12 protein-coding genes and 1 tRNA gene are annotated in these 13982 nt (G+C 63.7%); 2 read left to right on the top strand and 11 right to left on the bottom strand.

Going from position 1 to position 13982, the window contains the following annotated elements; translation table 11 throughout:
- Position 1: 1 nt before the first annotated feature.
- The 9 genes from EKN06_RS06785 to EKN06_RS06745 all read right to left on the bottom strand — a co-directional run bounded on the left by EKN06_RS06785 (position 2) and on the right by EKN06_RS06745 (position 7573).
- Positions 2 to 790: a DsbA family protein gene (locus EKN06_RS06785; protein WP_127612149.1), complete on the bottom strand. Its 789-nt coding sequence runs from the start codon at positions 788 to 790 to the stop codon at positions 2 to 4.
- Positions 791 to 798: 8 nt separating this feature from the next.
- A complete protein-coding gene (locus EKN06_RS06780) occupies positions 799 to 2169 on the bottom strand; it encodes a M48 family metalloprotease (protein ID WP_127612148.1) in 1371 nt (456 codons plus the stop codon).
- 96 nt (positions 2170 to 2265) lie between these two features.
- Entirely contained in the window at positions 2266 to 3357 is a 1092-nt protein-coding gene (locus EKN06_RS06775; protein WP_127612147.1) for a phosphatase domain-containing protein, read from the bottom strand.
- A gap of 68 nt (positions 3358 to 3425) precedes the next feature.
- Complete coding sequence (locus EKN06_RS06770; RefSeq protein WP_127612146.1) at positions 3426 to 4298, bottom strand: PAS domain-containing protein; 873 nt, start codon at positions 4296 to 4298, stop codon at positions 3426 to 3428.
- A gap of 104 nt (positions 4299 to 4402) precedes the next feature.
- Positions 4403 to 5308, bottom strand: coding sequence for an HpcH/HpaI aldolase/citrate lyase family protein (locus EKN06_RS06765; protein WP_276317273.1), 906 nt, complete (start codon positions 5306 to 5308; stop codon positions 4403 to 4405).
- Between the two features lie 13 nt (positions 5309 to 5321).
- A complete protein-coding gene (locus tag EKN06_RS06760; RefSeq protein WP_127612145.1) occupies positions 5322 to 5759 on the bottom strand; it encodes a DUF2141 domain-containing protein in 438 nt (145 codons plus the stop codon).
- The gene (locus EKN06_RS06755; RefSeq protein ID WP_127612144.1) at positions 5756 to 6508 is read right to left on the bottom strand and encodes a sterol desaturase family protein; all 753 of its coding nucleotides are present in this window, start codon (positions 6506 to 6508) and stop codon (positions 5756 to 5758) included. Before EKN06_RS06755 ends, EKN06_RS06760 begins: the two co-directional genes overlap by 4 nt.
- 68 nt (positions 6509 to 6576) lie before the next feature.
- Complete coding sequence (locus tag EKN06_RS06750; protein ID WP_127612143.1) at positions 6577 to 7122, bottom strand: MmcB family DNA repair protein; 546 nt, start codon at positions 7120 to 7122, stop codon at positions 6577 to 6579.
- A 73-nt stretch (positions 7123 to 7195) separates the two neighbouring features.
- Positions 7196 to 7573 carry a hypothetical protein gene (locus EKN06_RS06745; protein ID WP_127612142.1) on the bottom strand — a complete coding sequence of 126 codons (378 nt, stop codon included), beginning with the start codon at positions 7571 to 7573 and terminating at the stop codon, positions 7196 to 7198.
- Positions 7574 to 7692: 119 nt separating this feature from the next.
- Between EKN06_RS06745 and EKN06_RS06740 the strand changes: the two genes are divergently transcribed.
- Positions 7693 to 7769, top strand: a tRNA-Arg gene (locus EKN06_RS06740).
- Between the two features lie 60 nt (positions 7770 to 7829).
- Here the strand turns inward: EKN06_RS06740 and EKN06_RS06735 are convergent.
- Entirely contained in the window at positions 7830 to 9677 is a 1848-nt protein-coding gene (locus tag EKN06_RS06735; protein WP_127612141.1) for a GSCFA domain-containing protein, read from the bottom strand.
- A 143-nt stretch (positions 9678 to 9820) separates the two neighbouring features.
- Here EKN06_RS06735 and EKN06_RS06730 point away from each other — a divergent pair, with 143 nt between their 5' ends.
- Complete coding sequence (locus EKN06_RS06730; RefSeq protein ID WP_127612140.1) at positions 9821 to 10408, top strand: nitroreductase family protein; 588 nt, start codon at positions 9821 to 9823, stop codon at positions 10406 to 10408.
- A gap of 17 nt (positions 10409 to 10425) precedes the next feature.
- On the opposite strand, the gene putA is transcribed toward EKN06_RS06730, so the two are convergent.
- On the bottom strand, positions 10426 to 13932 hold the full coding sequence (gene putA / locus EKN06_RS06725; RefSeq protein ID WP_127612139.1) for a bifunctional proline dehydrogenase/L-glutamate gamma-semialdehyde dehydrogenase PutA: 3507 nt from the start codon (positions 13930 to 13932) through the stop codon (positions 10426 to 10428).
- Between the last annotated feature and the right edge of the window lie 50 nt (positions 13933 to 13982).

Genomic DNA, 13982 nt, shown 5'->3' with positions numbered 1-13982 from the left:
ATCAGCCGCCCTTGCGGGAACCGGCCTGTTCAATCGCGGTGGCGAGCGCATCCTTGCCGACTGCGCCCTGCATGGTCTGCGTGCCTGTCACCCATGCGGGAGTTCCTTCGAACTGCAACTGGCTGGCAAAGGCGCGATTGGCTTCGATCTCGGCGGCAATGGCGGGACTGACGATGACCTTGCGCGCGGCGGCCAGATCGAGCCCGACCTGCATCGCCGCCTTTTCGATATTGTCCGGTGTCGGCTTGCCGACGTCGTACATCGCCTTGTGAAATTGTGCGTACTTGCCCTGATGCGCTGCGGCGAGCGCCCACTTGGCAGCCTCTACGCTGTCTTGCGACAGAATCGGGAATTCGCGGATGACCACCTTCAGTTCCGGATCTTCTGCGATCAACGCATCGACCGCTGCGACCGAACTGCGGCAATAACCGCAGGCATAATCGCTGAATTCGACCAGTACCTTGCTGCCCTTGGGATTGCCGAGGAATGCGCCCGGATAGGCCGTAAACAAACCTTCGCCGATATTGTCGAGCGAGGCCGTCGCTTCCTTTTCGCGCAGCTTGTCGACCATTTCGGGCAGGATTTCCGGATTTTCGAGCAGGTATTGGCGGACCAGAACTTCGATCGCGGCACGTTCCTTGTCGTCGAAACCGGCGGAGCGGGCGGCGATGCCCGCCTCGGTTTCCGCTTCTGCCCCGCGCGCGGACACGATCCACGCTGCGCCAAGGGCAAGGGCTAGGATCGCCACTACGGCGGCGGCAATGCGAAACGGTCTGGCTGCAAGGGTCATGGGTTATCCTACTTCCGCTTGCTGCGTTGTTCAATGATGTCGCGCGCTTCCATCCTGATATCCTGCGCCCGCAGCCAGTCCACGCTTTCGGCGGGGAGGGCAGCTTCGGCTGCAGACGCGTTCTGAAGCGCGGCGTCAGGCTGACCGGTCATCATCAGCTGTTCGGCACTGGCGAGCCGCGCACGGGGCGTGTCGCCACGTTCGGCGTAGATGCGGCCCAGCAGGTACCACGCGGTCGGATTTTCGCGATCGCGAGCCACGGCATTGCGAAGCACGCGTTCGGCCTCTTCGCCGTGATTGCGGTCTTCGGTCGCCAGCAGGGCTTGCCCGAACATTGTCGCGATCAACGGCTGATTGCCCGACAATTCGACCGCGCGGCGCAGCGGCGCCAGCGCTTCGGCCGGTTTGCCCGATTCCAGCAGAACCTGTCCCTTAAGCTCGAGGAAATAGGGATTGTCCGGTTCCGCGAGCAGCAGCGCCTCGATCTCTGCGACGGACCGCCCGATCAACGATTCCTTGTTGCGGGCAAAGGCGCGGGCATAATGCGCGGCGACCGACTGGTCGCTTTCCGGATAAGCGACGAGCGTGGCTTTCGGTTCGGCCTGATAGCCGTATAGCTTCGCCTTGATCCGGCGGAACCGGTTTTCCATCCCGTCGTCGAGCGGCTTTTGCCATGCCGGATCGTGTTGATAGACGTTGACCAGAGTTTCGATGCGGTCGCGGCTGAGCGGGTGCGTGCGATAGAACGTGTCGTCCTGACTGGCGTAATGGCCAGCCCGATGTTCCAGGCTTTGCAGCTTCTTGAAGAATTCGATGCTGCCGCGACCCGACAGGCCGGCACCGGCAAGATACTGCGCCCCGGCAAGGTCTGCCGCCGATTCCTGCCCGCGGGTAAAGGACAGGAACTTGCCCATCGCCGCCTGTTGCCCGGCTGCCAGCACGCCCATCGCCGCTTCGCCTGCGCCGGCAACCGCAGCGGCGGCGCCCAGCAGGAGCGAGAGGATCGAGATGTTGGACGCCTGCTTCGCGCCTTGCGAAAAGCCGATGATGTGGCCGCCGGTGATATGGCCCAATTCATGCGCGATCACACCCTGGACCTGCAAGGCGCTATCGGCTTCGTTGATGAGGCCGGAATGGATGTAAATCGCCTGACCGCCAGCAACGAAGGCGTTCACCGATGGATCGTTGATCAGGACGATGTCGACATTGCCGGGCTGCAAACCCGCTGCCTCGACCAGCGGCGCCGCCATGTCGTTCAGCAGCGCTTCTGTCTCTGCGTCGCGCAGAATGGATTGGGCGAAACCCGGCCTTGCGCCGGACAGAAGCAGCGCGATCAGGAAGGCGGCATGCGCCAGCGGGCGGGACAGGGTTTTGCGCATTGTCTGTTATGACCCGAATTGTCGGTCGGGCGCTGAACAGGGCATTAAGCGCAGACGGACATGGACTCAAGCTCGACCTGTTCAGGCGCGACCTGTTCAGGTGTTGGCCGCGACTTCCTCGATCGTATCGACGATCTGCGCGGTGTCGCCGTGTGACGACACGCCGATCTGGGCCAGGAATTCCTCGCCCACATCGAACCCGTCACCCAGCCACAGCGGGATGCCCGACGCTTCGATCCGGGCGACTGCGGCGATTTCCTCGGGCGTATGCGGATCGCCCGCCTTGCGGATGAAGATGGCCGCGATCCTGCCGGGGAAATCTGCGGCAAGATGCGAATATGCGACAAGATCGCCTTGCGTATCGTCGCCAATCAACGCGAATCTCATTTCGGGATATGTCGCCAGCAAGCCTTCTGCGGCCAGTCGCTTGTGCACTCCGTGACCGGCTGACCCCAGCGTGGCGCGGTCGAAAGCCCAGTCGCGCAACTGGATCGGCCCCAGCGGCAGCCCTCGCGATTCCATGAACGACACGAGATAGGAAAACAGGTTCCACGGGCTAGACGACACATAGAAGAACGGTCGGTACGGCGCGGGCAGGCGCTGCCCGGCATCGGCATCGGGCCGAGTTGGAACAGCGCCCGCCAGGCGCCCGTAAAGCGCGCCTGCATGCGGCACTTCGGAACGGTCGCCGGGCATCGTCGCCAACAACCGCCGCCAATTGCGCATGACCTTTCGCGGCCCGCCGGTGATCCCCGTTTCGATGATCGTGTCGTCGATGTCGGAAATCACGCCAAGCGTCACATCATGGCCGGGCGCAAGAACGTAACCGTCGGCACTTTGCGGCCCGTCGCGATTGATCCATTCGAAACGCACCGTTTCCCATGCCGTATGCGCAGGTCGGCCCCAATCGTTCAGTTCGACATCGAACCGAGCATAGCCTTCGTCATCACCGACAGCATCGTGTCGGGTCTGGGTTCCGTCGGGAGCGCCGAGAACCAACGTGACGGGAAGCCCGCCATGTTCGCGGGACGCAAATTGCGACCACAACGCGCGGAACTTCGCAATGTCGGACCGGTGCTCCCAGCTTGGCGGCGGGGCGCGCAGGGCGCGGGCTGTTATCGTCAATCGGTCGGCATTGCGAAAGCCGAAAAACGGAAAGACGCTGGGCGGATGTCCGAAACGGGTCATGCCATGCCAACGACCCGATGGCCGATTGGTGCCACCTGAATTATCCGGGCCGAAGCGCGGCTTTCGGGTCAGCGATCCTCCAGCTTGTCCGCAGCGCGCTTCATCAGCGCCGGATCGAACGGCACTTCGCCCAGCAGCACGACATTGCCCGATGTCATCCGCCGGGCCATCAGCAAGGTGAATTCGGGACCGTCCGGCGCCACTTCGTCGAACCCATTCGGGCTCATCGCGCGAAGGCGGCGCGACAGCGGGGCAGGCAGTGGATCGGTGCGTAGTTCGGCTTCTTCGGAACCGGGGGCCAGCACGCTGGTCAGGTCGGCCGCAAGCTTGTGACCCAGTTGCGGGTCGACGACTTCTTTCCAGTTAAGCACGCCGTAGATGTGGTCGATCGTGCGGTCGTCGCTGGAAAACGGCAACAGAATCCCGCGATAAACGATCAGCCTGCCGGCGCGATTGACGAATTCCGCTTCGAACCCGATCGGCGACTGACGCGCAAGGATCTGGATGTAATGATCGGTGATTCGCGAAATCAGCGAACCTGCGGGAACGTCGGATAGCTGCCCGGCAAAGCCGATCCGGCCCACGCCGCATTCATCCGCCAGCCGCGCGCCAAGGTGCACCACGACCGGATCGTCGATCCCGGCTGAAAAATCGAGCATCAGCGCATATTCGCCGAAATCATGGTCGCCGGTCGCATCGAGATGGCGAATGTCGGGAAAGTTGCGGTCGGCCAGCAATTCGGCCCACAGGTTATAAGCGCGAACCTGCATCCTGCGCTCATCCTGACCGATGGCGGGTGGCGGGGATTGCACTTCGGGTTCTGTCGGAGGCGGCACGAGAAAATCGACGTCTTCGTCGCTGCCGGGAAGATCGAACGCACCGTATCCGTGCCTGCGCCAGCTATCTGCCAGGGCGCGGAAGCCGCCTCTTGGTGAATCCATGACCATTCCCACGATCGGTTCCGGGAATATCCCGGAACAGGGGGGCATTATGGTCGAAAACGGTAAACAGCTTCTTAAAACCAGCCGTTTCGAGGCCTGCCGGATCAGCCTCTCGATTCAACGACTTGCGCATCGATTGCCCGACCGCGAGCCGCGTCCGCTCGGGCAAGGCACTTCTCGGCTTGGTAAAGATGCAGCAGCTCCACCATCTTGCCGTCGATGCGCAAGGCGCCCTTGCCGGCGTTGGCGGGGTCGGCAAACGCTGCCACTATCGTCTGCGCTTCGTTCACTTCTGCATCGCCCGGCGAAAAGACGCGGTTGGCAGAATCGATCTGCTTTGGATGGATCAGCGTCTTGCCGTCGAAGCCGCCATCGCGCGCCTGTTCACACTCGGCGATGAAGCGCGCTTCGTCCTCGATCGAATTGCACACGCCATCCAGCACGATCATGCCATGCGCGCGCGCCGCGATCACGGCTTGCGTCAACACCGGCTGGAATGCCGCGCGTCCCGGCAATTGCGCAATGCCCGTATCCTTGGCGAGATCGTTGAGGCCGAGGACGAAGCCCGCCAGCGGCGTTTGCCGGGCGCTGGCCGCGATTTCAGCAAGGTTGAGAACGGCCAGCGGCGTTTCGATCATGACCCATAACGCCACGTCGGCCGCGATCCCGGCATCGCGCATTGCTTTCGCGAGGGCGGTGACATCGGAGGCGCTGTCGACCTTTGGGACCAGGATCGCATCGATCGGAACCCCGGCCAGTGATGCCAGGTCGTCCGCGCCCCATTCGGTGGCGAGCGCATTGGTCCGCACGACGCGATAGCGCGAACCGAAGCCGCCTTCGTGCATAGCGGCGGCGATCGCGGCGCGGGCTTCTGCCTTGGCCTCCGGCGCGACGGCATCCTCTAGATCCAAAACGACCGCATCGGCGGGAAGGGTGCGCGCCTTGGCGATCGCGCGAGCGTTCGATCCCGGCATGTAGAGTACGGAACGCAGGAGAAGCGGCTGGGTCAATTCGAAGCCTTCCCTAAAGGATGTATCGCATCTTGATCGGCTGGCTGATGTCGTCTTCGCCCACTTCGAACGCGGCGGCGGAAAACGGCGGCGGACCCATCCGGACGGGGGCGTCGCGGGAAAAGCCGAAGCCTTCCCTGGGGATCATCAGCGCCTTGTCGATCTTGCCGTTGCTGTTTTCGTCATGCAGCAGCGCGATGGCATAGCGGCCCGGCACGACATTGCGGAACGTAAAGGCCTTCGCCTTTCCCGCCGGCACGGTCATGTCGAGCCCGCCAGGTCCGCTGCAATCGGGAAACGCCGCCTTTTCATGCGCGAGGCATGCGGAAACCAGCCCGTTGGCCGATCGCATGTTGCTGACCATGACTGTCACGTCCGCCCCGACCGGCGGAGTTGCGCCAAGCAGGGGAACCGCTGCCAGCGGCAGCAATATACGTGTCGAAAATATCATCGTCCGTCCCATCCCGGCTTTGCCAATCCCGCGTCGGTACCACAGATTCGATCCCACACGCGGAAGTAAAGGCCGTAATTGCATCGATATTTCTCGTGGTGAAGCTGGTGATGACTTGCCGTTATCAGCCATTGTCCTAAGCGCGAATGAACAAGCGCGCGCGGAAAAATCTCCCACCCCATGTGGTTCGTCACGCCCATGATGGTCATGATGGTAAGGACAAGGCCCAGCACGGCGATGTGGATGGGCACCAGAAACACCAGCGCGGGGATGACCACGGCACCCGTCAACGCCTCGATCGGGTGGAACGCCATGGCTGCCCATGCGGTAGGCGGGCGGCTGGCATGGTGCACCGCGTGCGCGATGCGAAACGGGCGCGGCGCATGCATCCAGCGATGGGTCCAGTAGAACCAAGTGTCGTGCGCGAACATGTAAACGAACAGCGAAACCGGCAGCCACCATAGCGGAAATTCGCCGATATCGGTGTAGATGCGGGTCCAGCCACGCTCCCGCCAGCCCCATGCGACGATCCCCGCGGGCACACCGTAGATCGCGGCCGACAGCAGCGACCAGCGGATTTCCGCACCGATTTGCGGGCCAAGCTTGTCGTAAAGGCCCGGCCGAACCGAACGCGTCGCCAGCGCGAACCCGCCACTGGACAGAACATAGCGCACCGCGACGATCACTGTCATCGCGGCCGCAGAGCCGATTGCGGCGAACCAGGCAGGGTGATCGAGGCTTTCAAGCATGGCGCAGGCCAATACCGGCAAAGCGGTCGCGGGAAAAGCGCCGTGGAGTTTTTAGGGGCGCAGCAAGTTCATTGACCCGCCAATTCGCCGCCCCATGTCGCGCAATGAGGGTCGCCGTCCACTTGCCTTCGCCGCAAAGCGCAGCGCGCCAATCGCTCCACTTCCACCTTGCGGCGGGCGGCGGCCAATTTCAGCAGCGGGGCCGGGCGCAGGATTTCCGCGTCGTAGCTGTCCGCGACGATCACGCCGCAACGGTCCGGGTGAAAATCGGCGGTGTCGAGGCACTGCCGGTCGAGATTGGGCGAAAGCCCCCAGTAAAATCGGTCGCAATGGTCGAGATAGTCGGTCCATTTGCCGTCGCTCATCAGGTCGGCGCGCGAAACCTTGATCTCCACGATCACGACCTGCCCGCGCGAATCGACACCCATCAGGTCGGCGCGGCGCCCACCGACAAGCGGCATTTCGGTAATGGTCCAGATGCCGTTACGCGCCAGTAAGCGCCCGATGCCCCGTGCCACCGCACTGGCGCCCGCCAGAGCAACGCCGCCAATGCCATCGTTCACGCGTGGATCGGATGAAGCGCGAAGCGGCAAGGCATGAACAGAATCGACCATGCCTGCGATAGTACGGAACGAAATGGGAACACTGCAAGCCCGAAATGACGTGCCCGTCGGAAAATGCCCCTTGTCAGGCGGCCAGGTCCTGCGGCGTTTCGTGACCCGCCAACAATGCGTGGCGTTTCCTTTCGAACCGCGACAGCAAGGCCTTGGCCGCAACCTTGGCTTCTGCTCCGTTTTCCCGCGCGCGCAGGATCGCGAACAGGCCCTGCGTCATCATCGTGCACAGGTCCTCTGTCTCCGCGAGGATTATCAATACGTCGCCGTCAGGCAGGCCGACGGGATAAAGGCTCATGACCCGTTCCGCCCCGGAACCATCGCGGCCAAGCATTCTGGCAATGGCATCGGCGGCCTGGTGCATGGCCGTCCAGCGGGCGGCGAGGACATCTTCCTCGCACCCGATCGGGTGTCCGGCATCGTCAACGGGAAACTCTTGCATCATGCTCATGTCGAGCAAGGTCGCATCTTCGGATTGAAAAAACCCTAACGCGCCGCTCAGGGCTGTAAAAACACTGGCAAGCGGTCGGAGCCCCTGCTAGGTGCCTGCCCCGTTCCGCATGGAACCGCGCATCCGTAGCTCAGCTGGATAGAGCGCTGCCCTCCGAAGGCAGAGGTCACAGGTTCGAATCCTGTCGGGTGCACCATTTTTTCGATGCCCTGCGCGCGCTTTGACTGCCGCATCGGGTTGGCGGTCGGCGCTGCGTTCAGCTGGCCAGAATCGTGCCGAGCCTTGCCGTCAACGATCCATCATCGTCGCCAGTGCCCACCGCACGGCGGGCATTGGCCCTTGCCTGTCCGCGCTCGCCCATTTTCCAGTGCAGGCGGGCGGCCAGCAACAGGGCTTCGGCATGGTCTGGTTCGTGCGTGTCCAGTACGGCCAGATGGCTAAGTGCTTCGGTATTGCGGCCGACTTTGGCCATCGTGCGAGCGAGGGTCAGCCTTGTCCATCCGTCGCCGGGCTCCAGCATCGCCAGAGTGTCTAGCGTGGTTATCGCATCTTCGATCGCGCCGCTGGCCAGTTGCAACCGAGCCAGCCGCCTGAGCAGCGTCGTGTCCTGTGGCGCGGTTTCGCGTTGGCGACGGCACAGTTTCAGGCCGCGCGCCAATTCGCCCCATGATTGCAGGTGCGACGCTGTCCGCACTGTTAGCGCGGGACAATCGGGGGCAAGTCGCTCCACCAATGCTACGAATGCCTTGAGATCGTCCTCGTCCCGTTCGCGATGAACCCTGATCATCGCGGCGAGCAGTATTTCGGGCCGCGATGCCCCCTGTTCGCGTAGCCATGTGAACAGGTCTTCGGCGAGCGCATCATGCTGTGGATGCGTGGCGAGAATCGACGCGGCATCGAAGATCCAGTCGGCTTGCATCGCGGCATGGTCCCGGTCCAGGCTTGCGAACTGCAGCGCATGGGCCGCCGCATCGGCCATGCGAGCCTGCCGCTTCAGCACGCGGATCGCGGCGTTCTGGATGGCGGGATTAGCGGATCGGATCGCGGCATCCGCATTTGCGTCATAGATCCGGGACGCCGCATCGTATTGCTGGCCTTGGACCAGATTGGCCATGCGCATCAGTTCATCGGCGCTTCGGGCTCCGTCTCGCCCACCTTCACTTTCGTCAGGCACGTAGGCGCCCATAACGTGCTGCATGATCCGTGCGATGAAGGCAGAATTGACGTGGAGCAGATCGTCGTCCCAGACTTCCGGCCTGCGCGTCAGCGTGGCGATTTCGTAGGACGGGAAATAGTCGACGGCATCGTGTTCGGCGCTGACTTCGCCCGCGACGGCGCGCAAGACCGCCTTCGACTGCGCATTGGCGACGATCACGTCATCTGCCGTGAATGTACGGGCGAGCGCATTGGGGGAAGTGGTCAGCAACACGCGCCGGCCGCGTTCGGTCAAAAGTGTCACGCTGAGGTCGGTGAAATGCTTGCAATCGGCAAAGGACAATCGGGCAAAACCGAACCGTTCGCGGTCGGGCAACCGGATCCATGCCGGGTCGAATTCCACATGGGATCGGCTCACCTCGTCCCACCAGGCCTCTATCAGGCCGAGCGTTACGATCGCGACATCGGCGACGAAGGCCCCGCGGAAGTGGGCATAAAGCGCTCGCCGCGCTTCTCGCGCCGTTTCCAGCGTGGCGCCGCTCGCGTGCTCGGTCTTTTCCCAAAGGTCGACGAAGTGATCCGGTCTGATTTGCAGCAAGAGCGGATCGATGTCCGCATCTCTGACCGTGTCGTCGCGATCGAGGATGCGGGCGACCCATTGCAATTCCTGCCAGATGGCGGCTGGGGTGTACCGGTTCCGCTGGCTTTGCCCGGCCTGTTCCGCGCCAAGCACATCGTATCCATCGAGCGAAAGGCGCCGCGCGATATCCTGCGCAAAACAGCTTCCCATTGCGAAAAACGTCTGGTCACGGGAAAAACGGAACGATGGCGAAACGCGTGGCCAGCATTCGGGCTCAAGGCGGTTGTCATCGCCGCGCCCCAACATCCGGCCAAATCGGTTTGCCCGCGCCTGTGCGAAGGCCGCCTTGGCCGAAATACGATCGTTCATGGCAAAGGGGGATGGCAAGCGGTCAGCGATTTGTCCAGTTGCCTGTCAACTGGCGCCCTGATTCGATCTTGTGCCGGTTGCTCGGGCTGTTATCCGGTCACGAGCTCCGAACAACCGGTGGCTTTTAAAGCGAGAAACCAGACGTGACCGAACGCAATTCCGAACATCCCATTGACGAGGCCTTCCTCTCCCGCTGGTCGCCGCGCGCGTTCGATGGTTCGACCATCGACGAAGCGGACCTGTTCACCATCATGGAAGCAGGACGCTGGGCACCTTCGGCATCCAATTATCAGCCATGGCGGTTTCTTTACGCCCGGCGCGGCGATGCGTTCTGGGACGATGCGATGTCGCTGCTGATACCGTTCAACCAGGGTTGGGCCCACAGCGCTTCGGCGCTGGTCTTCATCGTATCGGATGAATTGACGCGTGGGCCAAAGGGCGATGCCCCGAACCACAGCCACAGCTTCGATTGCGGGACCGCATGGGGCTTCATGGCGATGCAGGCGTTACAGATGGGCTTTTACACCCACGGCATGACCGGGCTCGAATTCGATAAGGCACCGGGTACGCTGAACCTGCCGGCCAATTTCCGGCTTGAGGCGGCATTTGTCATCGGGCGCAGGGGCTCGCCCGAAACCCTGCCCGACGGCCTGCGTGAGCGGGAAACGCCCAACCAGCGTCGACCACTGGCAGAATCGGTGATCAACGGCCCGATGACGCCGGTCTGCTGAGCGGACGCTTTTCCCGCCTAGACGAGAGCCATCAGGCTCGCGTTGCCGCCTGCCGCGGTGGTATTGATCGAGGTCGACACTTCCTCGCGCAGCCATGCCTGACAATAGAGGCCCTTGGCGTCGGGCGACTGGATGAGGGGAATCGGTCCGTCCATTGCAGCGATGCGTTGCAAAAGGTCGGGGGTTGGCCGTTCGACGAGCACCGCGGCCCAGCGATTGGTCCGCGGCAGCGCGTCGCGCGCCAGCCCCTCGCCGCGTCCCTCGCCCCGAAAACCTAGCACGGTGACCCGTCCGCCCGCGGCTTCGACAGCGGCAAGCTGTGCCGAAAGACCCTCGGCGGTGTCCGGAATGACGAGGATTTCGCCGCGCGGATGAAGCGCGTAGATGTTGCGCTCACCCACCGGACCGGGAAGCTCGACCGGCGTGTCGGGCAGGTCGACCGCGCATCCGCCGCGCACCAGCCGCGACAGGTAAAGCGGTCCGCCCGCCTTTGGCCCGGTACCCGAAAGCCCGCAGCCACCAAACGGCTGGACGCCGACGACCGCACCGATGGTGTTGCGATTGACATAGACATTGCCGACCGCGATCCGCCGCGTCACGCCGCGCACCGTATCGTCGAGCCGGGTGTGCAGGCCGAAGGTCAGGCCATATCCGGTGGCGTTGATCGCATCGACCAGCTTGAAAAGATCCCTGCGCGCGAACCGCACGACGTGGAGCACGGGGCCGAACACTTCGCGGCCCAATTGCGCCATGTCGTCGATTTCGATGATCGTCGGCGCGACGAACGTGCCCTTCGCGGTTTCGGGGGGCAGGGCCAGCCGCTCCACCCCGCATCCTGCCGCTGCCATCGCGGCGACGTGCGTTTCGATCGTGTCGCGCGCCTCTGCCGTGATGACGGGGCCGATGTCGGTGCACAGCCGATCGGTATTGCCGATGCGCAATTCGTGCAGCGCGCCGCGGATCATCGCCAGCTGACGGTCGGCGATATCGTCCTGAAGGCACAGCACGCGCAGCGCCGAACAGCGTTGCCCCGCGCTGTCGAAAGCGCTGGCGACGACATCGGCGACGACTTGTTCGGCAAGGGCCGACGAATCGACGATCATTGCGTTCTGCCCGCCGGTTTCGGCGATCAGCGTGATCGGGCTGCCGTCGGGCGCGATGCGTTTGGCCAGTTCGCGCTGGATGATCTTGGCCACTTCAGTCGATCCGGTAAACATCACGCCCGCCGTCTGTGGCGCGGCGACCAGCGCCCCGCCGACATCGCCCGCGCCGGGAACCAGCTGCAGCACTTTTGGCGGCACTCCCGCGTCGTGCAGGATGCGAACCGCCTCTGCCGCGATGAGCGGGGTTTCCTCTGCCGGCTTGGCCAGCACCGGGTTGCCCGCGACCAGCGCGGCGGCGACCTGGCCGGTAAAGATCGCAAGCGGGAAATTCCACGGGCTGATGCACACGACCGGACCGATCGGTTGCGTGCCCGCCAGCGTGGTTCGCGCCTGCACTGCGTAATAGCGCAGGAAATCGACCGCCTCGCGCACTTCGGCGATGGCGTTCGCGGCACTCTTGCCCGCTTCGCGCATGGCAAGGCCCATCAGACGCGGCATCGCGGCTTCCATCGCGTCGGCCGCGCGGGTCAGACAGGCGGCGCGATCGTCAATTGGCGTTGCGGCCCATGCTTGGGCCACGCTGGCCGCGACCGTTGCCGCGAATTGCGCATCGCGCGGCAGGGCAAAGGCGGCATGACCGACCACGTCCGCATGGTCGGCCGGATTGCGTAGGGCGCGCGCGGTGCGTTCGTTTTCCAGGCCGGGAATCATCGGCTCCGCACGCCAAGTTTCGCCCGCCGTGGCCCGCAACGCATCGCCAAGGCCCGCCAGCACGGCTTCGCTGGCAAGGTCCATGCCGGCGGAATTGGCGCGGTCCGGAAACAGGTTGCGCGGCAATGCGATCACCGGGTGCGGCGACCCGAACGGTTCTATGGCGCGAGCATCGCGCGCCGGATCCGACGCGAGTTCGGCCACGCTGATGTCTTCGTCGAGGATGCGGTGTACGAAGCTCGAATTCGCGCCGTTTTCCAGCAATCTGCGGACGAGATAGGCCAGCAGCGTTTCGTGCGTGCCGACCGGGGCATAGATGCGGCAGGGGCGCTGCAACGGTTCGACGACCTGTTCGTAAAGCGGTTCGCCCATGCCGTGCAGGCACTGGAACTCCCAGTCGCCGGTGGTGAAATGCGGACCGGCAAGGTGATAGATCGCGCTCAACGTCTGGGCATTGTGGGTTGCGAATTGCGGGAACACGACATCGCGATTGGCCAGCAGCTTTCGCGCGCAGGCGAGGTACGACACGTCGGTATGCACCTTGCGCGTAAAGACCGGAAAATCGGCCAGCCCATCGACTTGCGCGCGCTTGATCTCGCTGTCCCAATACGCGCCCTTGACCAACCGGACCATGATGCGACGGTCCGAACGGCGGGCGAGGTCGACCAGCCAGTCGATGACGAAGGGGCAGCGCTTGCCATATCCCTGCACCACGAAGCCCAGCCCGTTCCATCCGCCCAGCGCATCGTCGAAGGCAAGGCTTTCGAGCAGGTCGAGCGAGATTTCGAGCCTGTCGGATTCCTCCGCGTCGATATTGAACCCGATGTCGTACCCCTTGGCCAGCAGCGCCAGTTCGCGCACGCGGGGCAGCAGTTCGCCCATCACGCGAGCGACCTGCGCGCGCGAATACCGGGGGTGGAGCGCGGACAGCTTGATCGAAATCCCCGGCCCCGCATGGATGCCGCGTCCCGCCGAAGCCTTGCCGATGGCATGGATCGCGCGTTCGTAATCGGCGTAATAACGGTCGGCATCGTCCGCCGTCGTCGCCGCTTCGCCCAGCATGTCGTAGCTATAGGCAAAGCCCTTGGCTTCCATCCGACGGGCGCGCTTGAGTGCTTTGGCGATTGTCTCGCCCGTCACGAACTGTTCGCCCATAAGCTCCATCGCCAAGTCGACGCCGCGCCGGATGACCGGTTCGCCTGCCCGCGCGACAAGCCGGGTGAGGGCAGAGGACAGGCCCCCTTCTTTCACGCTACCGCTGTTGTTGACGCTCGACGTCAGCTTGCCGGTGACGACCAATCCCCAAGTCGCGGCATTGACGAACAGCGACCGCCCGTCGCCCAGATGCGCCTGCCAGTTGCCCGGGGCGATCTTGTCACGGATCAGCGCATCGCGCGTCGCATCGTCGGGAATGCGCAGCAACGCTTCGGCAAGGCACATCAGCGCGACGCCTTCCTGACTGTCGAGCGAGTATTCCTTGACCAGATCCTCCACCCCGCCGCGCTGCCCCGACTTGCGCAGCGATTTCACCAGCCGTTCGGTCAGAGCCGCGATCTGCGGCGCCATCGCCGCGGGCGGAGTGGCCGCGTCGATCAGGTCAGCCATGCATTCCGGTTCCGGCCTGCGTGTGGCGGCGGTGATGGCTTGGCGCAATGGCGTTGCGGGACGGGCAGCGGGTGCGAACCCGACAAAGGGCGTGGGAGCGGTCATGCCAGCACAATATAGCGCAAGGTCGAAAGGCAGATTATCCTATAAGGTGG

The organism is Croceicoccus ponticola (assembly GCF_004004515.1).
GTDB classification, from domain to species: domain Bacteria; phylum Pseudomonadota; class Alphaproteobacteria; order Sphingomonadales; family Sphingomonadaceae; genus Croceicoccus; species Croceicoccus ponticola.
The sequence above is the reverse complement of the archived record's forward strand: the minus strand, read 5'-3'. Positions and strand labels throughout refer to the sequence as shown.

What these genes read in the sequence shown, in the direction of transcription:
- EKN06_RS06745 (WP_127612142.1), bottom strand. Translation starts at nt 7,573, where the DNA reads ATGAGCATGATGCAAGAGTTTCCCGTTGACGATGCCGGACACCCGATC.
- EKN06_RS06785 (WP_127612149.1), bottom strand. Translation starts at nt 790, where the DNA reads ATGACCCTTGCAGCCAGACCGTTTCGCATTGCCGCCGCCGTAGTGGCG.
- EKN06_RS06780 (WP_127612148.1), bottom strand. Translation starts at nt 2,169, where the DNA reads ATGCGCAAAACCCTGTCCCGCCCGCTGGCGCATGCCGCCTTCCTGATC.
- EKN06_RS06735 (WP_127612141.1), bottom strand. Translation starts at nt 9,677, where the DNA reads ATGAACGATCGTATTTCGGCCAAGGCGGCCTTCGCACAGGCGCGGGCA.
- EKN06_RS06750 (WP_127612143.1), bottom strand. Translation starts at nt 7,122, where the DNA reads ATGGTCGATTCTGTTCATGCCTTGCCGCTTCGCGCTTCATCCGATCCA.
- EKN06_RS06755 (WP_127612144.1), bottom strand. Translation starts at nt 6,508, where the DNA reads ATGCTTGAAAGCCTCGATCACCCTGCCTGGTTCGCCGCAATCGGCTCT.
- EKN06_RS06760 (WP_127612145.1), bottom strand. Translation starts at nt 5,759, where the DNA reads ATGATATTTTCGACACGTATATTGCTGCCGCTGGCAGCGGTTCCCCTG.
- EKN06_RS06775 (WP_127612147.1), bottom strand. Translation starts at nt 3,357, where the DNA reads ATGACCCGTTTCGGACATCCGCCCAGCGTCTTTCCGTTTTTCGGCTTT.
- EKN06_RS06770 (WP_127612146.1), bottom strand. Translation starts at nt 4,298, where the DNA reads ATGGATTCACCAAGAGGCGGCTTCCGCGCCCTGGCAGATAGCTGGCGC.
- putA (WP_127612139.1), bottom strand. Translation starts at nt 13,932, where the DNA reads ATGACCGCTCCCACGCCCTTTGTCGGGTTCGCACCCGCTGCCCGTCCC.